Origin of the sequence: Polaribacter sp. Z014, from assembly GCF_023555435.1 — a bacterium.
Lineage (GTDB): Bacteria > Bacteroidota > Bacteroidia > Flavobacteriales > Flavobacteriaceae > Polaribacter.
Genome location: NZ_JALCZP010000001.1, coordinates 370,816 through 397,182, shown reverse-complemented (window position 1 = coordinate 397,182; position 26,367 = coordinate 370,816). Strand labels below are relative to the sequence as shown.

At 29.8% G+C, this 26,367-nt stretch carries 24 protein-coding genes; 13 read left to right on the top strand and 11 right to left on the bottom strand.

The window, feature by feature from the left end; genetic code table 11:
- Positions 1-448 precede the first annotated feature (448 nt).
- From MPF19_RS01840 to MPF19_RS01800, 9 genes are all read left to right on the top strand, one after another.
- Positions 449-1,270: a tetratricopeptide repeat protein gene (locus tag MPF19_RS01840; RefSeq protein ID WP_249986533.1), complete on the top strand. Its 822-nt coding sequence runs from the start codon at positions 449-451 to the stop codon at positions 1,268-1,270.
- Between the two features lie 60 nt (positions 1,271-1,330).
- A complete protein-coding gene (locus tag MPF19_RS01835) occupies positions 1,331-3,091 on the top strand; it encodes a BatD family protein (protein ID WP_249986531.1) in 1,761 nt (586 codons plus the stop codon).
- A gap of 48 nt (positions 3,092-3,139) precedes the next feature.
- On the top strand, positions 3,140-3,898 hold the full coding sequence (locus MPF19_RS01830) for a tetratricopeptide repeat protein (RefSeq protein WP_249986530.1): 759 nt from the start codon (positions 3,140-3,142) through the stop codon (positions 3,896-3,898).
- A 54-nt stretch (positions 3,899-3,952) separates the two neighbouring features.
- The gene (locus MPF19_RS01825; protein WP_203392776.1) at positions 3,953-4,249 is read left to right on the top strand and encodes a hypothetical protein; all 297 of its coding nucleotides are present in this window, start codon (positions 3,953-3,955) and stop codon (positions 4,247-4,249) included.
- Positions 4,250-4,331: 82 nt separating this feature from the next.
- Positions 4,332-5,924, top strand: a complete 1,593-nt coding sequence (locus MPF19_RS01820) for a SulP family inorganic anion transporter (protein ID WP_249986528.1) — start codon at positions 4,332-4,334, stop codon at positions 5,922-5,924.
- A gap of 5 nt (positions 5,925-5,929) precedes the next feature.
- Entirely contained in the window at positions 5,930-6,715 is a 786-nt protein-coding gene (locus MPF19_RS01815; RefSeq protein ID WP_249986526.1) for a putative universal stress family protein, read from the top strand.
- Between the two features lie 11 nt (positions 6,716-6,726).
- Positions 6,727-7,353 (top strand): carbonic anhydrase family protein, encoded by a 627-nt coding sequence (locus MPF19_RS01810; protein ID WP_203392779.1) that lies wholly within the window; start codon positions 6,727-6,729, stop codon positions 7,351-7,353.
- Positions 7,354-7,460: 107 nt separating this feature from the next.
- Positions 7,461-9,311: a SulP family inorganic anion transporter gene (locus tag MPF19_RS01805; protein WP_203392780.1), complete on the top strand. Its 1,851-nt coding sequence runs from the start codon at positions 7,461-7,463 to the stop codon at positions 9,309-9,311.
- A gap of 24 nt (positions 9,312-9,335) precedes the next feature.
- The gene (locus tag MPF19_RS01800) at positions 9,336-9,962 is read left to right on the top strand and encodes a carbonic anhydrase (RefSeq protein ID WP_203392781.1); all 627 of its coding nucleotides are present in this window, start codon (positions 9,336-9,338) and stop codon (positions 9,960-9,962) included.
- A gap of 74 nt (positions 9,963-10,036) precedes the next feature.
- Here MPF19_RS01800 and MPF19_RS01795 read toward each other — a convergent pair whose 3' ends face one another.
- Entirely contained in the window at positions 10,037-10,531 is a 495-nt protein-coding gene (locus tag MPF19_RS01795; protein ID WP_249986525.1) for a CvpA family protein, read from the bottom strand.
- A gap of 82 nt (positions 10,532-10,613) precedes the next feature.
- Between MPF19_RS01795 and MPF19_RS01790 the strand changes: the two genes are divergently transcribed.
- From MPF19_RS01790 to MPF19_RS01780, 3 genes are all read left to right on the top strand, one after another.
- The gene (locus tag MPF19_RS01790; RefSeq protein ID WP_203392783.1) at positions 10,614-10,964 is read left to right on the top strand and encodes a hypothetical protein; all 351 of its coding nucleotides are present in this window, start codon (positions 10,614-10,616) and stop codon (positions 10,962-10,964) included.
- Positions 10,965-11,308: 344 nt separating this feature from the next.
- Positions 11,309-12,673 (top strand): TlpA family protein disulfide reductase, encoded by a 1,365-nt coding sequence (locus MPF19_RS01785; protein WP_249986524.1) that lies wholly within the window; start codon positions 11,309-11,311, stop codon positions 12,671-12,673.
- The gene (locus MPF19_RS01780) at positions 12,673-13,164 is read left to right on the top strand and encodes a TlpA family protein disulfide reductase (protein ID WP_203392785.1); all 492 of its coding nucleotides are present in this window, start codon (positions 12,673-12,675) and stop codon (positions 13,162-13,164) included. The genes MPF19_RS01785 and MPF19_RS01780 overlap by 1 nt, the downstream gene beginning before the upstream one ends.
- A gap of 5 nt (positions 13,165-13,169) precedes the next feature.
- Here MPF19_RS01780 and MPF19_RS01775 read toward each other — a convergent pair whose 3' ends face one another.
- From MPF19_RS01775 to MPF19_RS01765, 3 genes are all read right to left on the bottom strand, one after another.
- On the bottom strand, positions 13,170-14,075 hold the full coding sequence (locus MPF19_RS01775) for a DMT family transporter (protein ID WP_249986522.1): 906 nt from the start codon (positions 14,073-14,075) through the stop codon (positions 13,170-13,172).
- A 251-nt stretch (positions 14,076-14,326) separates the two neighbouring features.
- On the bottom strand, positions 14,327-14,686 hold the full coding sequence (locus tag MPF19_RS01770) for a YraN family protein (protein WP_203392787.1): 360 nt from the start codon (positions 14,684-14,686) through the stop codon (positions 14,327-14,329).
- Positions 14,687-14,820: 134 nt separating this feature from the next.
- On the bottom strand, positions 14,821-15,870 hold the full coding sequence (locus MPF19_RS01765; RefSeq protein WP_349666052.1) for a S66 peptidase family protein: 1,050 nt from the start codon (positions 15,868-15,870) through the stop codon (positions 14,821-14,823).
- A 70-nt stretch (positions 15,871-15,940) separates the two neighbouring features.
- Between MPF19_RS01765 and metG the strand changes: the two genes are divergently transcribed.
- Positions 15,941-17,995: a methionine--tRNA ligase gene (gene metG, locus MPF19_RS01760; RefSeq protein ID WP_249986521.1), complete on the top strand. Its 2,055-nt coding sequence runs from the start codon at positions 15,941-15,943 to the stop codon at positions 17,993-17,995.
- Positions 17,996-18,544: 549 nt separating this feature from the next.
- On the opposite strand, the gene MPF19_RS01755 is transcribed toward metG, so the two are convergent.
- The 7 genes from MPF19_RS01755 to MPF19_RS01725 form a co-directional block, all read right to left on the bottom strand.
- Positions 18,545-20,761 (bottom strand): xanthine dehydrogenase family protein molybdopterin-binding subunit, encoded by a 2,217-nt coding sequence (locus MPF19_RS01755; protein ID WP_249986520.1) that lies wholly within the window; start codon positions 20,759-20,761, stop codon positions 18,545-18,547.
- Between the two features lie 20 nt (positions 20,762-20,781).
- Positions 20,782-21,243 (bottom strand): (2Fe-2S)-binding protein, encoded by a 462-nt coding sequence (locus MPF19_RS01750; protein ID WP_249986519.1) that lies wholly within the window; start codon positions 21,241-21,243, stop codon positions 20,782-20,784.
- A gap of 627 nt (positions 21,244-21,870) precedes the next feature.
- Positions 21,871-22,320: a hypothetical protein gene (locus MPF19_RS01745; RefSeq protein ID WP_249986518.1), complete on the bottom strand. Its 450-nt coding sequence runs from the start codon at positions 22,318-22,320 to the stop codon at positions 21,871-21,873.
- A 108-nt stretch (positions 22,321-22,428) separates the two neighbouring features.
- Positions 22,429-22,845 (bottom strand): hypothetical protein, encoded by a 417-nt coding sequence (locus MPF19_RS01740; RefSeq protein WP_249986517.1) that lies wholly within the window; start codon positions 22,843-22,845, stop codon positions 22,429-22,431.
- Positions 22,846-22,860: 15 nt separating this feature from the next.
- Complete coding sequence (locus MPF19_RS01735) at positions 22,861-24,234, bottom strand: MBL fold metallo-hydrolase RNA specificity domain-containing protein (RefSeq protein ID WP_249986516.1); 1,374 nt, start codon at positions 24,232-24,234, stop codon at positions 22,861-22,863.
- Positions 24,235-24,237: 3 nt separating this feature from the next.
- Positions 24,238-25,089 (bottom strand): restriction endonuclease, encoded by an 852-nt coding sequence (locus MPF19_RS01730; RefSeq protein WP_203392794.1) that lies wholly within the window; start codon positions 25,087-25,089, stop codon positions 24,238-24,240.
- Between the two features lie 295 nt (positions 25,090-25,384).
- The gene (locus MPF19_RS01725) at positions 25,385-26,236 is read right to left on the bottom strand and encodes a universal stress protein (protein ID WP_249986515.1); all 852 of its coding nucleotides are present in this window, start codon (positions 26,234-26,236) and stop codon (positions 25,385-25,387) included.
- Between the last annotated feature and the right edge of the window lie 131 nt (positions 26,237-26,367).

The following is a 26,367-nucleotide window of genomic DNA, read 5'->3' as shown; positions in this document are numbered from 1 at the left end:
CAGCACTATGTTAATTAATGGATTGCGTATTTGTTTATGTTGTAAATAAAAAGTTGCCTGTTTTTGAGTACTAAAAATACATTTCTATTAAAATGATAATATCTTTTTAAAAAACTCATTTTTAGAAAATCTACAAAAGATAAAAATTCTATTTTTTCAACAATTTAACCACTTCCAAATTCATCTAAACTACTCCTAATATTTTAGGATTTTTAAAACCTAAAAAAGCCTTTATTTCTAGGTATTAATAGTATTTTAGCAAAAAAAGAGTCTCTATTTTTTAGCTTATTATTTAATAAAAATAACAACTTCTTAACAAAATTCTTTTTTTGAATGACTTACTTTTGTATTGTTCTTTTGTAATTAAAAATTACAGTAAGAATGGGGGTCATAATTCCTAAAAACTAGTCTGCAAAAGTCTAGAACAGGAACCCATAAAGAAATAATCATGAAAAAATTAAAATACATACTAATTATCTTTGTGCTTTTATTTTCATCAAAAGAAATTTTAGCACAACAAGATTCTATTGCCTTGCAACGAAAAGCTAGAAAGTTATTAAGACAAGGAAACGAATTGTACAATAAAAATCAATTTACAGACGCTTCAGTTGCCTACCAAAAATCTTTAGGAGACAATGCTAACTATGATAAAGCATCTTACAACTTAGGAAATGCTTTTTATCAAAATAAAAATTTTAAAGAAGCCGTACCACAATACGAATTAACAGCAAAAACAGCTAAAGACAAATTTACAAAGGCAGAAGCGTACCATAATATTGGTAACTCCATGATGGAACAAAAACAATATCAACCTGCTGTAGATGCTTATAAAAATGCTCTTAGAAATAACCCTACTGATGATGAAACTCGTTATAATTTAGCCGTTGCTCAAAAATTATTAGAAAAAGAAAAGCAAGATAATAAAGATAAGAAAAACGATAAAAATAAGGACAAAAATAAAGATAACAAGGATAAAGACAAAGATAACAAGGACAAAAAGGATCAAAATAAAGACAAGAAGGACGGAGATAACAAGGATAAGAAAGACGATAAAGACAAAGACAGTAAAGGAGACAAGGACAAAAACCAAGATCCTAAAAAGGACGAGAAAAAAGACCAACAAAAACCGAAGCCACAACAAGGTAAAATGTCTCCGCAACAAATAAAACAATTGCTAGAAAGCTTAAATAACGAGGAAAAGAAAACTCAAAAGAAGATGAATGCTAAAAAAGCAAAAGGCAAAAAAGTAAAACAAGAAAAAGATTGGTAGTTTTAAAACTGTGTTATTGTTTATTCGTTTAATTGTTTAAGAGAATTCTATTTAAAATAAATGAAAAGTAAATTAATATTCATATTTCTATTTTTAGTAACCGTTTCTGTAGTAGCTCAAAAGGCAACTTTAACAGCAAAAGTGAGTAAAAATAAATTGGGTGTAAACCAACGTTTACGCATTGAGTTTACAATAAACAAACAAGGTGGAGACCATTTTTCTCCGCCAAATTTTACTAATTTTAAAGTAGTTGGTGGGCCTAGCCAGTCTGTAAGTCAGTCTTGGATAAACGGAAAATCTAGTTTTGCGCAATCATACACTTACATTATTAAACCCAATAGAAAAGGAGAATTAACTATTGGAACAGCAAGCATTAAAATTGATGGAAAAACAATAAAAACAGATCCTATAAAAATTATTGTTTTAGATGCAGTAGAAATACCAAAAGACCCCAATGATCCGAATTATATTGCACAACAAAACATTCATTTAGTAGCAGAAATTTCTAAATCTAGACCGTATGTTGGAGAAGGAATTTATGTTGAATACAGATTATATGTAAGTGAAAATGTTAGTGTTTATGATACAGGCGTTACAGAAGCACCACAATACAATGGTTTTTGGAACCAAGCCATTAAAATAAAGAGTTTTCCCGTAAAAATGGGAAAATACAACGGTGAAGACTATAGATATATTGTACTTCAAAAAGCCTTATTAATACCTACAAAAACAGGAAATTTAACGATAGACCCTATGAAAATGGACATTGTTATTGGGGTACCTACAGGAAGAGCTGATTTTTTTGGAAACGTAATTACAAAAAATGTTAAAAAAGAATTTGCATCAGCAAAAAAAATAATTAGCCCAAGAAGTCTTCCTTTAGAAGGAAAACCAACAAACTTTGCAGGTGCTGTTGGTGATTTTAATTTTGATGTTACTTTAAGTAAAGGAGTCTTAAAAGCAAATGAAAGTTCGCAAATAAAAGTAGCCGTTTCTGGTGATGGAAATTTAAAATTATTTGAATTACCAGAGATTACTACTCCGGTTGAGCTAGAAAAATATCAACCAGAAAGAAAAGAAAAAGTACAAGTAAGTCCTAACGGAATTTCGGGTACTGTTTCAGATTTATACACGATTGTTCCTCAGTATAAAGGAAAATATAAAATACCAAACGTTTCCTTTTCTTACTTTAATCCGGATGAAAAAAAATACCATACAATTACAACAGATGATTTCTATGTAGATGTATTAGAAGGTAAAGAATTAAAACCTGCTGTAGACACCAATGCTACGCAAAAACACGATGTAGTTTCTACAGGTAAAAACTTTAGATACATTGAAACAAAAAGCAGCTTAGAACGCTTAGATACAGATGACTTCTTTAAATCTAACTTGTTTTATATTTTATTATTATTACCATTAATTACAATTCCTATTGGTATTTTTATTGCTAAAAAGAATGAAGAAAGAAGTAATGATCTTATTGGAAATAAACTTAGAAAAGCAGAAAGATTAGCTAAGAAATATTTATCTGAAGCGCAAAAACAATTAGGTAAAAAAGAAGCTTTTTACGAAGCCCTAGAGCGTGCATTACACAATTACTTAAAAGCAAAGTTAGGTATTGAAACAGCGGATATTAGTACAGAAAAAATTACAGAAATATTAGAAAACAAAAAGATTGAACCAACAACAATTGATCAATTTATTGAAGTTTTAAAACATTCTGACATGGCGCGTTACTCTCAAATAACGAATACAGAAATGGAAGCAGAATTTGAGAGAGCAAAACAAGTTATTGTTCAATTAGATAAACAATTATAATAAAATGCCACTCACAGAGAGAACAGGTAAAATTTATTTACTCAAAAAATGAAAAGAATATTATTTTTATTATTGATAATTGCAAATTCGGTTACTGCACAAAGTGTAGATAGCTTATTTGTTTCTGCAAATAACTTTTATAAAGACGGCAAGTTTAATGAAGCTATTGCATTATACAAAAAGGTAGAAGCAAAAGAATTAGTATCATCAGAATTGTATTATAATTTAGGAAATTCTTACTATAAATTAAATAAAGTAGGTCCATCGATCTATTATTATGAAAAGGCTTTAAAATTAAATCCTTTAAATACGGATGTAAAAAATAATTTGGTGTTTGCAAAACGCTTAGCTTTAGATAATATTGAAGAATTACCAAAAACGGTATTGCAAAAATTTAATGCTAACTTTTTACAGCCACTCTCTTACAACCAATGGGCAATTGTTGCGGTTGTACTTTCTATTTTAGGTAGTTTCTTATTTTTATTATTTTATTTTGCTAAAGGTTCTTCTAAAAAACGGTTTTATTTTACCATAAGCATGATTAGTTTTATACTTTTAATTGCCGCTTTATTTATTACTTACAATCAATATAATTTTTCTAAAAAGAACATTGAAGCTATTGTTTTTGCAGAAAAAACAGCTGTTAGAAATGCACCCACTTTAAACTCTGAAGAAGTATTTACGTTGCATGAAGGAACAAAAGTATTTGTTTTAGATGGTGTAGATAATTGGAAAAAGATTAAAATTAAGGATGGTAAATTAGGTTGGATTATTGCTGACAAAATAAAAATAATAAATAATTTTTAATTAACACGTTTTTATATTTTGCTTTGTTATTTTAGCAATTCGAAAAAAATACATTTGAAAATAAAAATTGCCTTCTTTTTCTCTATCCTATTTATTGGTGTTCTTACGGCACCAACTATTATTAGTTTAGTAGATGAAAATCAAGATATTTCAATTTTCTTAAGTTTAAATGAAGAAGAAGAGGACAGTGAAGAAATAAAAACCTTTAAAGAATTAAAAGTTGTTCCAAATATTTATTTATCAGTATTCTTCAAAAAGATTCAAAAAAGAGAAATTGTAAGGTTTACTTCTAAGAACTACACCTCTTTATTTCCTAGAAAAACCACTCCACCACCCCAATTTGTGTTTTAACTTCCGCACAAAAAAAACAAAAATTTATAAAACTTAACAAAAACTCTATTTTAATCAAGAATAGAGGAAAAATATATTACATATGTTTAAAAACATTAAAAATGATTTACCTGCAAGTATTGTAGTGTTTTTCGTAGCATTACCTTTATGTCTAGGTATTGCATTAGCAAGTGGAGCACCATTATTTTCTGGAGTTATTGCAGGAATTATTGGTGGAGTTATAGTAGGTAGCCTTAGTGGCTCTAAACTTGGTGTTAGTGGTCCTGCAGCCGGATTAGCTGCAATTGTATTAACAGCCATTGGAACTTTAGGTAGTTATGAGAATTTTTTAGTAGCCGTTGTCTTAGCAGGAATTATCCAATTAATTTTCGGTTTTTTAAAAGCAGGAGTTATTGGTTACTATTTTCCATCCTCTGTAATTAAAGGAATGTTAACCGGTATTGGTATCATTATTATTTTAAAGCAAATCCCTCACTTTTTTGGGTATGATGCAGAACCAGAAGGAGCAGATAGTTTCTTAGAGGTTTCTGGAGAAAATACATTTTCTTCTCTTTTTAATATCTTTGATCACCTTATTTTAGGATCTGTTGTTATTGGTGTATTAGGATTGGCTGTAATCTTATTTTGGGATACCGTTTTAGCTAAAAAGGCTAAATTTTTCACAGTTATTCAAGGGCCATTAATTGCTGTGGTATTAGGTATTATTTTTTATCTATTAACAGGTTCTAATGAAACGTTGGCTATATCAACATCACATTTAGTAAGTGTGCCTATTCCAGAAGATCTTAACTCGTTTTTAGGTCAGTTTAGCTTCCCTAATTTCGCAGCCATTACAAACCCAGAAGTATGGATTGTAGCCTTTACAATTGCCTTAGTAGCAAGTTTAGAAACCTTATTAAGTGTTGAGGCTTGTGATAAATTAGATCCCAACAAAAACGTAACTCCAACAAACAGAGAATTGTTAGCGCAAGGAGCAGGAAACATTATTTCTGGTTTAGTTGGTGGGTTACCAATTACTCAAGTAATTGTAAGAAGTTCTGCAAATGTACAGTCTGGAGGAAAAACAAAGTTATCGACAATTTTACACGGTTTCTTTTTGTTAATTTCTGTAATTTTAATCCCAAGCTTACTTAACAAAATTCCATTATCTGTTCTTGCTGCTATTCTATTAGTTGTAGGTTATAAGTTAGCAAAACCAGCACTTTTTAAACAAATGTATAAATTAGGATGGAAACAATTTGTGCCTTTTGTTGTTACCGTGGTTGGTATTGTTTTTACCGATTTATTAGTAGGTATTGGGTTAGGTCTTGCTGTAGGAATCGTTGTTATCTTGTTAAAGAGTTATCAAAACTCTCACTTTCTTCACATTGAAGATAAAAGTAATGGTAAACATAAAATAAAAATGACTTTGGCAGAAGAGGTAACATTTTTTAACAAAGGTGCCATCTTAAAAGAGTTAGATAGTTTACCTAGAGATACATCTTTAGAAATAAACCTAATTAAAACAAGGTATTTAGACAATGATATTATCGAAATTCTAGAAGATTTCTTGCATAAAGCAAAAGAAAGAAATATTGATATAAAGTTAATCTCTAAACGTGGTATAGTAGAAAACCCAACTAGTTTTATTCATTTTTTTAACGATAGACCAAAATCAGATTTAAGTTTAAGTTAAGATCGATGAAAGAAGAAAAAAAATATAAAATTTTAGTATTATCAGATTTAAATAAATCTACAGGTAAAACTATAAAAAGCAGTATAAGTATTGCCAAAATAGTAAATGCAGATATTAACTTTTTCTATGTAAAAAAACCAACAGAAGTTGTAGAAAAAGAAAGTCAATTATCTGCAATGAGAACATTTAACAAAGAATATTTTTCTATAGATAAAACCATTAAAGGTTTAATAACACCAATTGCTAAAGAGTATCAGATAAATATAAATTATTCTTTTACCATTGGAAATTTAAAAAATGAAATAGAAAACCATATTAATGAAAACAAACCAGACATTATTGTTTTAGGAAAAAGAAAAACTAAAATAGTAAATTTTATGCGTGATAATATTACTCAGTTTATCCTTAAAAAATACAAAGGAACAATTGTTATTACTGATGATACTAATCCTTTAGAACCAAATAAAGAACTATCTTTAGGTTCATTGAATCAGACAAAATCTAAAAACGTAATTATTGAGAATATTTTAAGTTCATCTAAAAAACCTTTAACATCTTTTAAAATTTTAGACAGTTCTAGCAATTTAAAAGATGAATCGTTCTCAAAAGATAAAAATACAACTGAGTACGTTTTTGAAAAAGGAGATAATGTGGTAAAGAACATATCTACTTACTTATCAAAAAGTAGTATTAATTTACTTTTAGTAAATAGAAATCATAGCAATATGACAAAATCAAATATTAAAGAGGTAATTAACAATCTTAATTGCTCACTTATTTTAACAACATAAAACAAAATATTATGAAAGCACATACAAGAGAAACGCAAGCTACAATGACGCCTAAAAAAGCGTTAGATTTTTTAAAAGAAGGAAACCAAAGGTTTCAAAATAACCTAAAAGTAAACAGAAATCTTTTAGAGCAGGTAAACGATACTAGTGATGGTCAATTTCCTTTTGCTACTATTTTAAGCTGTATAGACTCTAGAGTATCTGCCGAATTAATTTTTGATCAAGGTTTCGGAGATGTTTTTAGTGTAAGAATTGCAGGTAATTTTGTAAATGAAGATATTTTAGGTAGTATGGAATTTGCCTGTAAACTAGCAGGAACCAAAGTAATTGTTGTTTTAGGACATACTGCTTGTGGTGCCATAAAGGGTGCTTGCGATAACGCAAAACTAGGAAACTTAACAGCACTGATTAACAAAATAAAACCCGCCGTTAATGCGGTAATAGAACCAAAAGACCCAAGCTTAAGAAACTCTAGTAATCTAGAGTTTGTAAATGAGGTTTCAGATAAAAATGTTCATATGACAATTGATAATATCCGTAGTCAAAGTCCTGTTTTAAAGGAAATGGAAGATGATGGAGAAATTACTATTGTAGGTGCTATGTATGATATTAAGGATGGTTTAGTAACATTCTACTAATTTAAAAATTAGTTCTTTAAAAAAGCCAATCCTTTAAAAGGATTGGCTTTTTTTGAAAAAATAAGTATTAAATTGTGCAACAATTATCAAACTGAATCTAAAAATTTATGAAAAAATTATTCTCAAACATAAAAGGTGATGCATTTGGTGGAATAACTGCAGGTATTGTTGCCCTACCATTGGCACTAGCTTTTGGGGTTTCTTCTGGTTTAGGCCCAAGTGCAGGTTTATATGGCGCTATTTTTATCAGTTTTTTTGCCGCCCTTTTTGGTGGAACAAGTACACAAATTTCTGGCCCCACTGCCCCAATGACAGCAGTAAGTATGGTAGTTGTAGCGGGTATAATTGCTGCAAATGATGGAGATATTACCAAAGCTTTACCCGCAATTTTAACGGTTTTTTTATTAGCCGGATTATTCCAAGTAGGATTAGGTTTAATTGGATTAGGTAAATATATTAGATACATTCCGTACCCTGTTGTATCTGGATTTATGACCGCCATTGGATTGATCATTTTACTTACACAAATATTACCAACAGTTGGCTATTACCCAAAAGAAGACATAGAATTTGTATCTCAATTTAAAGCGCAAGCAAACGAAGTAATTCTCGAAAATATCTTAAAGGAAGAGGCGGGAAAAGGTGTTTTAGTTTTAGAAAACTTTAAAGAAACTATTTCTAAAGCAGAAGTAATTACACCTATAGAAATAGAAAACGAATCTAAAATACTAGCCGCAAAAGAAACTTCTGGTGCATTAGGCGCTATTAAGGCTATTCCTAGAGCGCTACAAAATATTAATTGGCTAGAACTTATATTGGCATTAGGAACCATTTTTATAATCTATGGTTTTAAACGGATTACCACTAAAATTCCGAGTACGTTGGTTGCTTTAATTGTAATGTCTGGAATTGCAGTAGCCTTTAATTTAGATTATAAAAAAATTCAAGAAATTCCTAGTGGAATACCTTCCATTAAATGGGAAGTTTTTTCAGGCTTTTCTATCGATAATATTACTCCGTATATTTTTACAGCTTTAACATTAGCACTGTTGGGTGCCATAGATTCGCTTTTAACAAGTGTTGTTGCAGATAACATGACCAAAACAAAACATAAGCCAAATAGAGAGTTAATTGGTCAAGGAATAGGAAATAGTATTGCCGCATTATTTGGTGGAATTCCTGGTGCCGGAGCAACAATTAGAACTGTTGTAAACATTAATGCAGGAGGAAAAACTAAACTTTCAGGAATGATAGCTGGAGTTATGTTGTTAATTATTATGCTTGGTTTAGGCCCTATAGCCTCTAAAATTCCTGCTGCTGTTTTAGCAGGGATCTTAATAACAGTTGGTATTGGAGTTATGGATTATAAAGGCCTAAAAGCCATCCCTTTTTTACCAAGAGATATTAAATTTGGACCTATTCAATTAAGTTCTGAAGTATTAATAATGATTATAGTTTTACTGCTGTCAACATTCTGGAATTTAGTGTACGCTGTAGGTATTGGTTTAGTAATAGCTTCTTTAATGTTTATGAAAAAAATTGGAGATTTAACAGCAGAAAGATCTGATGTTAAGACTCTTAAAGAAGAAGCTTGGGATGATGAAATTAGTTTTCCTGAAAATTTAAAAGAAGAAGTTTTTATAAAACATATAAAAGGACCTTTATTTTTTGGATCAACTAGCGATTTTCAAGCACTTTATCTTCAAATTCCCGAAACTGCAAAAACTGTAATTTTACGTTTAGGTAGAATGCAATATATGGATCAATCTGGGTTATATGCTATGGAAGATATGCTACAAGATTTAAAGAAAAAAAACATTGAAGTTTTATTCGTAGAATTGTTACCACAACCAAAATACATGATGGAAAGGATTGATATTATTCCAGATTTTATTCCTAAAGAACACATTTTCGAAACTTTTGAAGCATCGGTAAATTGGATTAAAAAAAATATATAAAATAATATTTAAAGCTTAAAAAATATGGATTTAGATAAGGTATTCCAAAACAATGAGGATTGGGTAAAAAAGAAATTATCTGTTAATGAAAATTACTTTGAAGAATTAGGAAAAGGACAAAATCCTGAATTATTATATATTGGCTGTTCAGACAGTAGAGTTCCTGTAGGAGAGCTAATGGGAGCAAAACCCGGAGAAGTTTTTGTGCACCGTAATATAGCCAATATGGTTATTAGTATAGATTTAAATGTAATGTCTGTTTTAAATTATGCAATAGATCATTTAAAAGTGAAACATGTTATTGTATGTGGGCATTATGGTTGTGGTGGTGTTAAAGCTGCTATGCAATCTTCTGATCTGGGTATATTAAACCCCTGGTTAAGAAACATTAGAGATGTATATAGAATTCATTCTAAAGAACTTAATTCTATAAAGGATGAAAAAACAAAATACGAACGATTAGTAGAGTTAAATGTAAAAGAACAGTGCGTAAACTTAATTAAGACTGCTGCAGTACAAAAAGCATTTAGAGATCGTGGTTTAAAGGTACATGGCTGGGTTTTAGATATTCATACAGGGAAATTAATAGATCTCAAAATCAATTTTGAAAAATATTTAGAAGACATAATGCAAATTTATCATTTAGATTAAAAATAACCCCCAAGGGAAATTCCTTGGGGGTTATTTTTAACTTTACTTTACTATATGTAATAACCGAAAAACTTTTATACAGGTTTTTCTTCCTTAATTATTGAAGGGAAAATAGTTGGTGCCACTTTTTTTACTGGGCCATATAAAATAGATTCTTTTAATGTTTCCTTTTCTATAAAAGGGATTGTATCATTCATTTTTCCGAAGAAAATAAAAACAACGCTCAATATTAATCCTATTTTTAGTGCTCCAAAGACACCTCCTAATATTTTATTTATAATTCCTAGAGAAGCAAAATCTGCTATTTTAGTCAATGCTTTTCCAAGAAGTGCAATTACCACAATTATAATTACAAAAGTAATAGCAAAAGAGGCTAAAGAAATATATTCTGGTTTCCAAGAAACATACTCTTTTAAAAAATCGGAAGCAAAATAAGAAAAATGGATTGCTCCATACACACCCACTATTAGCGCTACCAAAGAGGCTATTTCTACAAACAAGCCTTTTAATAATCCTCTTACAAAACCAAAAAGCAACAAAGATGCTATTATAATATCAAAAATATTCATTAAATTAATTTCCCCAAACCTACATAATTTTTTGTCAATTTAAAAATGTCGGTTGTATCTTTACCACTTATAAAATAATAAGATGCCAAAAATAATGACCTTAAAAGAAAAGTGGGATTTGTTAGTTAGCAAATTAACCAATCAATTTGCAGATGGAGATGAATTAAATATGGATGGAATTATCTATCTAATTGGCGTACAAGAATTAGGGCAAGGAAAAATAGAATTTAAAAAAGACGAAAAAGTAAACTTAATGCATATTGCTATTTGTAAGCTTCTTGAACCTTATGGCTATTACGAATTTGAATTTTTTGATGATGATGGTTGGCCACATTACAAAACACTTACAGAGCTGCCAAACTTAAAACCTGGAGAACAAACGGTTTTAATGAAAGAGGCTGTAATTAACTATTTTGATGCCTTAAAATATTAATAGTCCTTTATTCTTACACACTATTAAAAAGAAGGGGTTTCTCCTAAAGTCGGATGATAAAACTGGGTAGTAAAAAAATTAGAAATAGTAATAGAAAACACCTAAAACAGTACAATTGTCATCTCTTCGAAAGGAGAAATCTCATAACAGTGAAATCTCATCAACGAGCATTTTTCAATGCCTTCCCTATTCCGGATGAAGCGCCAATTAACTAAGCAACTTTATTATTAAAAGGCATAATTTAGATTTTTTAAGATACAATATACCTAATTTAATAGAGAAATAGTACTTTTGGTACGCTTCTTGAAAATAGCTTATAAAGAACAAATCAACCGTAAAAAAAAATGAAAAAAATACTCGCTCTTATATTCTTAATTTCTTCATTCGCACACGCACAATATACAGTTAATGCCACCATGTCTCCAACAATAGATACAGATTGGGTTATATTGTACAAAATAGAAGGTGCATCACAAAGATTTATTCAAAACTCTAAAATTAAGATAGATACTATTAGTGTTCAAGGCAAAAAACAAGCCTTAGGCAGCTTTAGTTTTACATTACCAGAAAACACAAAAATAGGTTCTTATAGAATAACCTATAATTTAGAAAATGCAGGTTTTGTAGATTTTATTTTTAATAAAGAAGATGTAAGTTTTGGATTTAATCCAAAATATGCAAACCAAACGGTAACTTTTACAACCTCTAAAGAAAATATGGTATATAAAAGTTATTTAGACAAAAATTCTAAAGCGCAAGAAACATTAGATTCTATACAAGTTGCAGCCTTACAAAGCCCCGATTTAAATCTAAAAAAGAAATACAAAAAGGCTTTAAATAAAGTAAATGATATTCAAAAAAATTATTTAGAAGCATCAAATGGCATGTATGTTCAGCCATTTATAAAAGCTTCCTTAAGAAATAACCCACCAGAAATCCTAGAGACTCCAGAAAAGTATATGTCTAATATGATCGATACTTTTTTTGACAATATTGACTTTAATAACAAAACATTACTAAACTCTTCTTTTTTAACTAGTAGAATAACAGATTATGTCTTTTATATTAACTATTCTGAAGATAAGGAAACACAACAAAATTTATTTAAAAAATCTGTAGATACAGTGCTTTCTAAAATTAATAATGTCACTTATAAAAAAGATGTAATTGAATTTTTAGTTACGCAGTTTGAAACATCAATGAACTTAGAATTAATAGACTATTTATTTGAAACTCATTACAACAAATTACCAGCTAACCTACAAGATAAAAAATTTAAAGAGGGAAAAAAAGCTTTATTTGCAGCAGAAATAGGTAGAATAGCTCCAGATTTCTCTTGGAAAGAAGACGGTAAAGTACTCACGCTTTCTAAATTAAAAGATGCAGAAAATTATTTATTGATATTTTGGAGTACTACTTGCTCTCATTGTTTACACGAAATTCCACTAGTATATAAATATTTAAAAGAAAATAAAAAAGTAAAAGTAATTGCGTTTTCTTTAGAAAAAGATGCTTTTGGTTGGAATAGCTACAAAAAAACTTTACCTAATTGGCATCATGTGTTAGGTTTAAATAAATGGCAAAATAAAACTGCCAGAACCTATAATATTGTTTCTACACCAAGTTATTTTATTTTAGATGCAAACAAAAAAATTATAGCAAAACCAGAGCTATTAAAAGATGTAAAACAATTTTTTACTGAAAAGTAATGCTAAAAAACATACTATTTTCATGTACTTTGTTTATCAGTCTATCCGTTTTGAGTCAGCAAAATTTTAAATTAAAAGATACTGCTCCAAATTTTAAATTATGGCTTATAGATGGTTCTAAATTAACCAATGAAGACACTAAAGGAAAAGTAGTTGTTTTAAAATTTTGGTTTACCTCTTGCATGCCATGTTTAACCGATATTCCTACATTAAATAGCCTTGTAAAAGAGTTTGAAAAAAGAGATGATATTTTATTTATTGCACCTGCATTAGACAGAAAACCTGTTATAGAAAAATTATTAGAAGTACATCCTTTTCACTTTAAAATTGCTTATTCTGCTATGGATGTTAGCCGAAAATTTAACAAACAACAGGTTTATCCATCGTATTTTATCATCAATAAAAAAGGAGAAATTACTTATATAGATAGTGGCAGCAAAAAATCTGATGTTAAAAATCTAAGAGAAGCAATTATAAAATCTTTAAAGTAAATAGATCACTTCTTATTCTTTGCCTGTTTTAAAGAGGTGATAACAATACCAATTATCACCAAAAATGTACCAAAAAATTGAAGTAACGTTAATCTCTCGCCTAAGAAAAAAGACGCTAATACAATTGTAGATATTGGCCCAACACCCGCAACAATTGCAAAATTAGAAGAGCTAATCATTTTTATGGAAGTACTTACTAAAAAAGAAGGAATTACCGTTGCAAAGATTGCAATTACAAATCCATAACCATAGACTTGCCAAGGTAAATTAAACAAGTCTGTTTCTCCCATAAAACTAAAGTGTACAAACACACACAAACAAGAAACTAACATGGCATAAGCCGTAAATTTAACCACTCCGAATTTAGGAATTAACCAACCACTTCCAACCAAATAAGAGGCATAGGTTATGGCACTTAAAAGCACAAAAAAGCCTCCTAAATACACGTTGTTTCCAGAAATGTCTACTTCATCAGAAAAAGCAATTACAATTCCTAAATAAGATAAAAAGATAGCAAGTGCTTGAAATTTGGTAATAGGTTGTTTAAATAAGAGCCTATTTAATAAAATTACAATGGTAGGATAAACAAATAAAATGATACGTTCTAAACTTGCTTTAATATAGCTTAAACCTTCAAAATCGAAATAGCTTGCTAGATAATAACCTACTACCCCAAAAAATACCACCCAATAATAATCACTTTTGGTAGTTTTAATCTCGTTATTTTTATTTCGGTATAAATAGGCAATCACTACGTAAAACGGAAAGGAAAATAACATTCTTAGTAACAACATGGTAATTGCATCTACATTATAATTGTATGCAAGCTTCACCATTACTGCTTTAGAAGAAAAAAGCACAATGCCCAAAACACCTAAGAAAACACCCAACCAAAAGTTTTTTTTCATCATAAGACGAAACTAAAACTTAGGGTTTTAAAAAAATGTTTTCAAATTAAACGAATACGATGTTCAGAAAGGTATCTATGCTATTAATTCTGAGATTTAGGTTTACCTAAATACGTTTAGCTCTAAAAAATATCGGTTGTCAAAAACTGAATCAACAACCTCGATCTACTGGCAAGGAGTATGCTTCCGAGACTAATACTTTTCATTTGTAGGAAAGCCAATAGGGAATTAAATACTTGGCTATCGCCCTGCGATTAAAAATGAAGAAAAGCATCTTCTAAATGCTCAATTTTTGTTTTATTTTTTTGATGAATAATGGCAATAATATCAAACCGAACCTCAACATCTAAATCTTTTTCTACCACATAATAATCTATTGCAGAAACTAATAATTTAATTTTTTTTTCTTTTACAGCATCTTGTGGTTCTTCAAAATAATCTGAACTTCTTGTTTTTACTTCAACAGCAGCTAATATTTCTCCTTTTTGAGCAATAATATCTACCTCTGCTTTTAAATAACGATAGTTTGTTTCTAGGATTTTATAATCGCTTTTTAATAAAAAATCGATGGCTAACTTTTCTCCTATTTTACCAAGTTCATTGTGTTCTGCCATAGTAATAGTTTAAAGTATTCAGTGGCAGTTTTCAGTCATCAAATTGCCAATGTGTTAATTTACAAAATAATTGACTAACCAAACCTCAAAGATTTTAAAAACCCTTGAGGTTTACTTTATAAAAACACATTAATTTATTCTGTAAAAACAACAGAACTCTGTCCAAATCCAACGGTTAATTCAATATTTCTTCCTAAAATCAAAGCTCGGTTATCTGGTTTATGTCCGGCAGGAAAATCAAATAAAACAGGAAAATCGTATTCTTTTACAACATCTAAAACTAGTTCTTCAATAGTATGTCCCCATTTGGTAGAATTGTATTTAATTTTAGAAATATCACCAATTATTAAACCTTTACAATTATTAAAATAACCCGCTCTTTTTAAGCTTTGTAACATTCTGTCGATGCTATATTTATATTCTCCAATTTCTTCAACAAAAAGTATTTTTCCTTTAGTATCCGTCTGACTATTTGAGCCCAACATAGAAGATAATAATGCCAAGTTTCCACCAACTATTTGTCCGTTAGCAGTGCCTTTTCTATTGCATTTAGAAGAAGGAATAGTGTACTTTAATTGTTTTCCGAAAAGTGCTTTTTTAAACGATGCTAGAGTTTTTACAATTAATTCTGGTTTATCATCTACACTAGTGCCCATCATTGCGTGCATGGTTTCTACACCTAAATTATGAATATGACTGTGAAAAGCAGTAATATCTGAGTAACCAATTATCCATTTTGGATGTTTTAAAAATGCCGTATAATCTAATCTATCTAAAACCCTTACAGAACCATAACCACCACGTCCTGCCCAAATTGCTTTTATATTTGGGTTGTCTAAAGCTTTTTGAAAATCTGCCGTTCTTTCTTCATCAGAACCTGCAAAATGACCGTTCTGATTAAAAATATGTTTTCCTAAAACTACTTTTAAGCCCCAACTTTCTGCTAATTTTTTTGCTTTAAAAATAGTTTCTTGCCTATTTTTTAAAATTCCTGCAGGCGCTACAATAGCAATCGTGTCTCCCTTTTGTAAATAAGGTGGCGTAATTAATTTATCTTGGGCATTTACGGATGAGAAAATCATCAAAACTAAGGCGGTAAAAATCGTTTTTTTATTCAAAATGGGTCTTGTTTCTTGGTTGGAATACTCTAAAAATGTATTTACTGTAAATGTATTAATTTTCAATGGTTTTTAAAACTCCCTTTTTCGTACTTTTGCACTTCAAAATTCAGTCCAAAATTAATACATAGAACACATGAGTGCTCCAAAAAGATATACAATTACTGCCGCTTTACCATATACAAACGGTCCCATACATATTGGTCATTTAGCAGGCGTTTACGTTCCTGCAGATATTTATGCGCGTTATTTACGTTTAACGGGTAATGATGTTGCCTACATTTCTGGTTCGGATGAGCACGGTGCTGCCATACCAATGAAAGCAAAAAAAGAAGGTGTTTCTCCGCAAGTGATTATTGATAAATACCACGGAATTATTAAAAAATCTTTTGAAGATTTCGGAATTTCTTTTGATAACTACTCTAGAACCTCCTCTAAAATTCATCATGAAACTGCTTCTGATTTTTTTACAAAATTGTATAATGATGGCGAATTTATAGAAGAAGTTTCTGCTCAATTGTATGATGAAGAAGCAAATCAGTTTTTAGCAGATAGATTTGTGGTTGGAACGTGCCCAAAATGTGGTTTCGAAGAAAGTTATGGAGACCAATGTGAAAACTGCGGAACAAGCCATAATGCAACTGATTTAATAAACCCAAAATCTTCTATTACAGGAAACACACCAAGTTTAAAAGAAACAAAACACTGGTTTTTACCTTTAGATAAACACGAAGCTTTTTTACGTGAGTGGATTTTAGAAGGGCATAAAAAAGATTGGAAACCTAATGTTTACGGACAAGTAAAAAGTTGGGTAGAAGATGGTTTAAGACCAAGAGCCGTAACGAGAGATTTAGATTGGGGAATTCCGGTTCCTTTAAAAGATGCCGAAGGAAAAGTGCTATATGTTTGGTTTGATGCTCCAATTGGATACATTTCATCTACCAAAGAATGGGCAGCAAGAGAAGGCAAAAATTGGGAAGATTACTGGAAAAAAGACGATACTAAATTGGTGCATTTTATAGGGAAAGACAATATTGTTTTTCACTGTATTATTTTCCCTGCCATGTTAAAAGCACACGGAGATTATATTTTACCAGATAATGTACCTGCAAATGAGTTCTTAAATTTAGAAGGAAATAAATTATCAACGTCTAAAAATTGGGCTGTTTGGTTACACGAATATTTAGAAGAATTTCCAAATCAGCAAGATGTTTTACGTTACACCTTAACGGCAAACGCACCAGAAAGTAAAGACAACGATTTTACTTGGAAAGATTTTCAGGCTAAAAACAACAACGAATTGGTTGCTATTTTTGGTAATTTTATTAACAGAGTAGTGGTTTTAACCAATAAATATTATGAAGGGATTGTTCCTGCTCCAAATGATTTTACAGAAGTAGATGAAGATGTTTTAGCTGCTGTAAAAGAGTTTCCGAATATTATTGGAAAGTCTATTGAAAGATATCGTTTTAGAGAAGCAAGCCAAGAATTAATGAACTTAGCTAGACTTGGTAACAAGTATTTAGCAGATGAAGAGCCTTGGAAAGTTATAAAAGTAGATGCAGAACGCGTACAAACAATTATGTATATTGCTTTGCAAATTTCTGCTGCTTTAGCCGTAGTTTCTAAACCATTTTTACCGTTTACTTCAGATAAATTAAAAGGGATTTTAAATATTGATGATGCTCTTTCTTGGGAAGATGTTACAGAAAAGGATGTTTTATTACCAGCAGCTCACCAAATAAACAAAGCAGAATTGTTGTTTTCTAAAATTGAAGATAAAACGATAGAAGCTCAAGTAGAAAAATTAGAAGCGACTAAAATTGCCAACGAACAAGAAAATAAAGTGGTAGAACCACAAAAAGAAACCATAGAATTTGATGACTTTACCAAATTAGATATTAGAATTGGTACCATTTTAGAAGCTGAAAAAGTAGCTAAAACAAAGAAGCTTTTAAAGTTAAAAGTTGATGTTGGTATAGACACAAGAACTATTGTTTCTGGTATTGCAGAAAGCTTTTCTCCAGAAGATATTATTGGCCAACAAGTGTCTGTATTAGTAAATTTAGCACCAAGAAAAATTAGAGGTGTAGAAAGCCAAGGAATGATTTTAATGACAGATACTCCTGATGGAAAACTAGCTTTTGTAGAACCTACAAAGGCAGTTAAAAATGGGCAACAGGTTAGTTAATACAAACTTATTTATATAAAAGAAAGTCGCTAAAAGCGACTTTCTTTTATGTTTTCACAGAAGTATTTCTGCATATAGTTTTATCTTTTTTGATATAAAGAGAAATCACATAAAGTTACGCAGTATTGTACAATCTGGTTTGTGAGACTTCTCCTTTATTCAAAGCAATAAGTTTTTAGGGGATAGCGTTTTTAAATAAAAACAACTATTATTCAATATTTAAAAGAAAATTACAATTTTTTACAAGAAATAAATTATTATTCATAAATTACAACACATAATATAACTTTATATCGAGAATTATAAACGATTCACAGATCATTTTATTCACTTTAACGAAATAAATCACTAGACATCAAATAATTAAATAATTTAGCACCAAGGAAATATAATCCCTATAAAGTATTTAGAGAAGTAATTTGTTAGAAATCCCTAAATTTATAACAAACTAAAGTTACTCTCCCTATGCTAAATCGCTAAAACATTCATTTGTTTTTAGCGATTTTCATTTTACTCAAAATTCATTTTAAATTTAATACTTCTAGTAGATCAACCTAAAACACTACTCTTTTTGAATTCGTTAATAAACGGTTGTTTGTAAATTCTTTTTCCTAATGCAGCGTTAATTGCGTTTGCAACGGCACCTCCTGCAGGCGGTAAACCTGGTTCTCCTAATCCTGTTGGCGATAAATCATTTTCTACAAAATGCACTTCCACTTTTGGAGTTTCTTGCATTCTAATTAAACGATACGTATCAAAGTTTTTAGAATTTGGTTTTCCGTCCTTAAAAGAGAAATCTGCATACATGGCATGCCCAATTCCGTCTAAAACGCCACCTTCTAACTGGTTTCTTGCTCCTGTTGGATTTACAACAATACCACAATCTACGGCAACAGTTACTTTTTTTATTACCGGAAGACCGTCTTTTAATACAATATCTGCAATTTCTGCAACGTGTGTATTATGACTATAATATGCAGAAAAACCTTGAAAAACTCCTTTTTCTGTTTTTCCCCAATTTCCTTTATCTTTCACTAGTTTAATAGTGTCTTCCATTCTTTGTCCAGAATATTGTATCTTTTTATCTGTAGTACCTTTTACATTCTGCAATAAATCTAAACGTAATTGAATGGTATCTACATTTAATTCTGATGCTAATTCATCAAAAAAACTTTGCTCTGCAAATGCCAAAAAGTTGGTATAAGGAGCTCTCCATGCACCAGTTGTAATATTACTATTATAACTGCCCGTTTCTATTTTATAATTAGGAATACATCCTGCTGGAAAAAAATTAGCAATTATGCCATACATATTACCACCTACTGCTGCTTCTTTTAAATGATAACCGGTTACTTGTCCGTTTTTTAGAGCTGCCTTTATTCTATATTTTACAGCAGGTTTATAAACGCCTGTTGTCATATCATCTTCTCTAGTAGAAACCAATTTTACAGGTTTTTTAATTGTATTAGATATTTCTGCAGCTTCATACACAAAATCTCCGTACAATCTTCTACCAAAGCCACCGCCCATTCTGGTCATTTCTAAAGAGATTTTATCAATATCAAAACCCAACAAATCTGAAACCACATTTGCTGCAAATTCTGGTGTTTGCACAGGCCCTGCTAAATGAATTTTTTCTGATGTAACATCAGCATAAAAATTCATGGGTTCCATACAATTGTGTGGTAAAAAAGACGAATGATATGTTTTTTCTATCACTTTATCTGCTGTTGCAAAAGCCTTTTTTATATCTCCATCCTCTCTTCTTGTTTTTAATTTTTTGCCTTCTAAAATTTCAGTTAAAACTGTATCATGGTTTTCTGTAGATTCTAATTTACTGTCTTTTTTCCAAACTGCTGTAAGTGCTTTTTTACCTTTAATTGCTGCCCAAGTATTTTCTGCAATCACTACTACTTTATCTGTTTCAGACATTTGAAATGTCCAATTTTTCTTACCAGATGCTACATACTTTCTTACTTTATCGCCTATGGTAATAACATCAATTACACCTTTTACTTTCTTTGCTTCTGTTGCATCAAAACTTTCTAATATTTGACCAAAAGCTGGTGGCCTTAAAACAGAAGCAATCACCATTCCGTCTGTTTTATAGTCTAATCCAAAAAGAGGTTTTCCAGTGATAATTTTATCGATATCTACATTTATAATTTCCTGACCAATAATTGTAAAATCTTTTGCCTCTTTTAACTTTACATTTTCTGGAACTTCTAATACTGCAGCTTCTTTTACAACATCTCCATAGCCTAATGTATTACCACTTGAGTTTGTAATAATTCCTTTAGAAGCCTTACATGTATTAGCATCTACATTCCATTTTGCAGCTGCAGCATTTATCAACATTTGTTTGGTGGTTGCTCCTGTTTGTCTTAAAGCATCCCAACTAAAACGAATAGACTGACTTCCACCGGCTATTTGTCTGGTAAAATTATTAGTATCTAAATTTCCTTGTACCACGTTTACCTTACTCCACTCAACATCTAATTCTTCTGCAATAAGCATTGGCATTGCTGTTTTTACACCTTGCCCAATTTCTGGATTTGGCGAAAAAATAGTAACATAACCATCATCAGAAATTTTAATAAATGCATTAAAATCATTGAAATTTAATTTTGTAATATCTACAGGCATTACTGCCTCTGGTTTACAAGCCGTTAATAAATTAAACCCAATTAAAATACCACCACCTGCTAAAACTGATGCCTTTAAAAAGTTTCTTCTGCTAAAATTATTCTTTGTAATAGATTCCATTTTGTGAAGTAGTTTTATGATTAAGACATTTTATTTGCAGCAACTTTTACCGCTTTTTCAATTCTATTATAAGAAGCACATCTACAAATATTACCGTGCATGGCTTCTCTAATTTCTTCTTCTGAAGGGTTTTTATTTTCCGCTAAAAATGCAGAAGCAGTCATAATTTGTCCTGCTTGGCAATACCCACATTGAGGCACATCAATCTCTTTCCAGGCTTCTTGCACTGGGTGTTTTCCATCATCAGACAATCCTTCTATGGTAGTGATTTTTACATCATCTAAAATAGAAACTTGCATTTGACAACTTCTTGTTGCAACGCCGTCTATATGTACTGTACATGCGCCACATTGCGCAATACCGCAACCAAATTTTGTACCCACTAAATTGAGTTCATCTCTTAAAATCCATAACAATGGCGTATCTGCATCGGCAGTTACTTTACGCGCTGTTCCGTTAATATGAAGTGTGTAATTTGGCATAGAAAATAAGTTTTAAATTAAAGTTGGAAGTTACAAAAAATTGCTTTCGTTATTTTAACTAGACGTTTAATGAGTATGTTTTTGGTTTTTTTTAACAAAAAAAAGATTTAATCAACTGAACGAAAAACAAATACAAAACAGGACAGTTGTATATAAATAAAAAAGAATCCACCCAAAAAATGGGCGGATTCCTCTTTTTCAATACAATTTTACGCAGCCTTATCTTCCTGTTTTTATTCTGTTTCTTATTTCCTTAAAAGTTCTTCTTCTAAAGCAAAAACTAATAAATTTACATAAGCATCTACCGTTTCTTTTATAGAAGATGAATCAATAATATCAATTGCACCTTTCTATATTAGTTCTCTTTCTTTTAAAAAACAGATACAGTGTAACGAAGTTCCTGTATTGAAAATATTTAAATTTTTATAATATTCTAGATTGTAATAAATTTATTGATGCACATAATAGTCATCCTTAAAACTTATATCTAAATGTTTTCGTGTACACGGTTTTGTTTTCTATACCTATAGTTCTTGTAAATAAAATAGCGTTAACATAACTACTAGCCTAAATTTGTTCCACAATTCTTAACCCTTCTTTAAGTCATTTTTTCAGCTTGTGGTCATTTTATTCTACATCTATTATTCTTTTTTGTTTTTCTGTTTTATTGATTTTTTTAAAAATATTGTATAAATTTCGTTTCAATTCTCTGTGCTCTTTTAAATGATTTTTAAACAAAACAATTAAAGTTTTATGCTTGTTTTTATAACCTTGTTCTTTTTTAGGTTCATCTATTCCGTCTACTAAAACTTGCAGATTATTTTCATGTTCTTTCACCAATTTAATTAAGTCGTCATTGGTCTTTTTAGAGCTACTTAAAATTTCTATAATTTCTTTACTTTTAGCATAAGATTGAAAATCGATTAATTGAAGAGTATTCCATTTTACTAAATCTTCAAAAAAAAGATATTCATCATTTAAAAATTCTAATTCTAAAAGCCATTCTTTAGAGTCATTATGCATTTCCTCTGCACTTAACCACTCTATGAAACTAGTATTTACTTGTTTTATTTTCATGATAAAAAGTATTAAATTCAGATTTAAAATAGATTAGTGCTACTAAGTTACATTGAAAACAAAAAATATAAAATGATATACATCAGAGCGCTGCAAAATTACTAGTACTTATTGCTTTAAGGTACTTTCTAAATATTCGAATATTTTAATTTTAAAATTTGTACATTGAATAAAGAATTGATAGGTTTTCTTTTCTAAATCATCATGCGTTTTTATAAAAAAATTATCACAAAATAAATCTTCACATTCAAGTTTATTTGTAATTGAATTTGAATGTATTTCAATTTCTTTTAACAATGCTAAAGCTTCATTTTCTGTACTAGTTATATCTTTCTTAAACATCTCTAAATTTTCGAATAAATTTCTAGTATCTACTTTAAAGATAGAGGCTTCTAAAAGGTTTTTATAAAATTTATATTCTATAATTTCTTCTTTTAATCTCGTTTTATATTGCAGCATATTGTACTTCAATTCTTCTATAGATTTGTTTTCATTAAAACTTTTATAAATATTCTCTACGTCCATTTTATTTGAATTTAATTATATTACAATCTCTTCTACATTTTCTAATTTTGGAATAACTGCATTCCAATTATAAGTGTCTTTTATTTTCACTCTAAAAGCATCTAAAACCGTAGGTTCACCATGAATTAAAAATACCTTTTCTGGAACATTTTTAATGTTTTTCATCCAGTTTAATAAGTCTTGCTGATCTGCATGCGCAGACAAACTTTCTATGGTTTTAACAGCTGCTTTTACAGGATAATATTTGCCATAAAAACGAATTTCGTGCGCACCTTCTAACAGTTGTCTACCACGGGTTCCTTCTGCCTGATAGCCTACTAATAAAACAGTTGTAGAAGATTCATCTATCATTTGTTGCAAATAGGTTAGCACTCTACCGCCAGTTACCATGCCGCTTCCTGCAATTATAATTTTAGACCTTTTATCATCTATAGTTTTCCATGTTTCTTTATAAGATTGTATAATATTTATATGATTACACATGGCATTATATTCTTCCATTGGTAATTTATGCCATTTAGGAAAACGTTTAAAAACATCTAGAACTCTGTTGCCCATTGGGCTATCTACAAATATTGGAATATTAGGAATCTTGTTTTCTTTGTATAACTTCCATAAGATATACATAAGGGTTTGTAGGCGTTCTACAGCAAAACTAGGAATGATCAAGTTTCCTTTCTTTTGAATAGTATCTTTAATAATGCCCGTTAATTTTTTTTCTACATCTTCTACCGGATGTAATTTATTACCATACGTGCTTTCTATAAATAAAAAATCTGCCCATTCTGGAGTTTTGGGTTCATCTAATAGATAATCATTACTTCTACCAATATCTCCAGAAAAGACAAAACGTTTTCCATTAATATCTAACTCTATAAAAGTGGCGCCAATAATATGACCATTATATTGAAAACGATAGGTAATATTTTCTGATAAAACAATCCACTTATTTTCAACTCCTACTTCAAATTGATGTATCGTTTTTTCGGCATCTCTAATCGTGTAAAACGGTAAAGCTGGTTTGTGAGAAGAATACTTCTCTTTGTTTGCTTTTTCTGCTTCTTCTTCATTAATTTTAGCACTGTCTTTTAATATAATTTCTGCAATAGACAAAGTAGGTGCTGTTCCAATAATTTTACCTGTAAAGCCCTGTTTTACCAATCTTGGTAAATAACCTACATGATCTAAATGACCATGTGTTAAAAGCACTACATCAATTTTACTTACATCTACAGGTAAATCTTTCCAGTTCAGTTCTCTTAGTTCTTTTAAACCTTGAAACATACCACAATCTATGAGTATATTTTTTTCTGAAGTTTCAATTAAAAATTTTGAGCCAGTGACTACACCTGCAGCTCCCAAAAAATTTATTTTAGCAAAATGTTCCATCTTTTAGTGATTTTTACTGTTACACAATTGCTTAATTTCATTTAGTATTCTATCTTTTCTAATCGTAGAAATACCTAAATGATCTAAGTAAAAAACGTCTTCTATTATTTCTCTACATAACACTATATTTCTATTTAATAAAAACTCTTTTTCTTTCTTGGTAAGCAATGTAGAAACGGTTATTGGATATAAACCTAAACGGTCTATTCTGTCTTTTAAACCATTTCCTTTAGGATAATCCCAACTTAATAAATACAAACCGCAACAGCTACCAAATTTTAATGCATCTTCTGTAAACCTTGTGTTTGTAACCACCCAACCTTCTGTTAATTTATGCCCTGTTTTGTTGTTTGCATTCCAATAGGCTTTTACATCTAAATACCTAGAATTAATATATAACGGAATCTTTACATTGCAATTAAAACCTTGTTGCCCATGAAACTTGCATTCTACAATAGTAGTTTCATTATTTTTATTGGCAATTACATCTATTTCATGGGTAACACATTTACCGTTTAATATGGTACCTACTTCTACACTATAGCCTGCATATTTTAAAACTGCTGCTACAAATCTTTCAAAGGGAAAACCTGTTGGGCCTAATTCGTAAATTGCTTTTTTTAATTTGTATTTAGATGCTAAACAACTTTTCTTCTTTTTAAGCAATGCAAATGCTCTATTGTAAATTTCTTTAGTTGAAATTCCTTGATACAATTCATCTCTTACTTTGTTTATAATCTGATTTACAACAGCATCTTCTGCACCTGTTCTTTTTAAAGAGGCACGTAGCTTATGAATAGAAAATTTTACTTTTTTACCAGAATACTTTATGATATTTATGTCTGTATCATCCATCTTGTGAGCCTTCTTTAAAACGTATTCCAAATCCTCCAGAAATATTAAAATGTTCTATGTATTTGTTTTAAATACTTATGTTTCTTTTGTAATTTTATAAACAAGTGCTTTCCGTTTGTCTAACTAGACTCCCGTAGTTTTTATATTACATCTATTTAAGATTACTTTTTAAAGCTAGCTTAAAACCCTGAATTATACTATGATATATATCAGAATTAAAAAGTTGTCTTTTCTAAAGTTTAGAAAACTCTTTTTAATTCTGATATATCTTTTTTAATGGTGTTTCCTATTTAGTTTAGTGCTTCTTTTTTCCGGATGGTATTACTAAGAAAGGTACATTTAAATGAAAACCTATTTGACTAATTGTTGATTTAAAAAATAAATTTTCGAAAAAAGAATGCTTGTTGTTAATCATTACTAACAGGTTAATTCTCGTTTTTAATTGAAATTCAGAAATTGCTCCCGTTACACTTTGGTTGCTTACACTATGAAATATATGGGTAACATTTTTAAATAATTCGTCTAATTTTTGTTTATTTTCTTCTTGATTTTTAGATAAATCATCGCCATAAGTTGTGTTTAAAATATTAACTTTAGCAGTATTAGAAACCGCAATATCTACAATTTGTTTTACCTGTTTTTTATTAAAAGAAACTTCATAATCAGAAGGAAATAAAATTTCATCTGGAGCTTCAAAAGCAAAATTACTTGGTATTGCCAACACTGGGCATTTTGCATTTTTAATGATATGTACAGTATTAGATCCAAATAAAATTTCTGATAAACCCGTTGCTCCTTTGGTTCCCATTACAATAAGGTCCATTACATGTTTGTCATGCAACTCTTCTATTTCACTTGTTAAAGTATTAAAAGAGGAAATTTTATGATATGTGTGATTGGGGTTTTTAAATTGACTTTCAATTTTTTTCTGAAGTTTATCAACCCCTTTCTCTGATGTATTTCTTACTACATCAATTAAATTAAACCTATCTACACCTGGGTTCATATACTCTACATCATAAATTATTGGTGTATAAGTATTCATTATAAAAAAATTACATTTTTCATCCTTAAATAATTGAATTGCATATTTAATTGCATTCCATGCATTATCGGAAAAATCTGTTGGTAAAAGTATATTTTTCATGATGTTTATTTTTAATAAAATTCTAAATTATGCATACTATTTTGTAACCCCAAAGAAGGGCTTTTTGTAGATAAACTTATTTATCTACATGGTTTTAAAATAGAATATGTTGCTTTTTAAGTATAAAATGA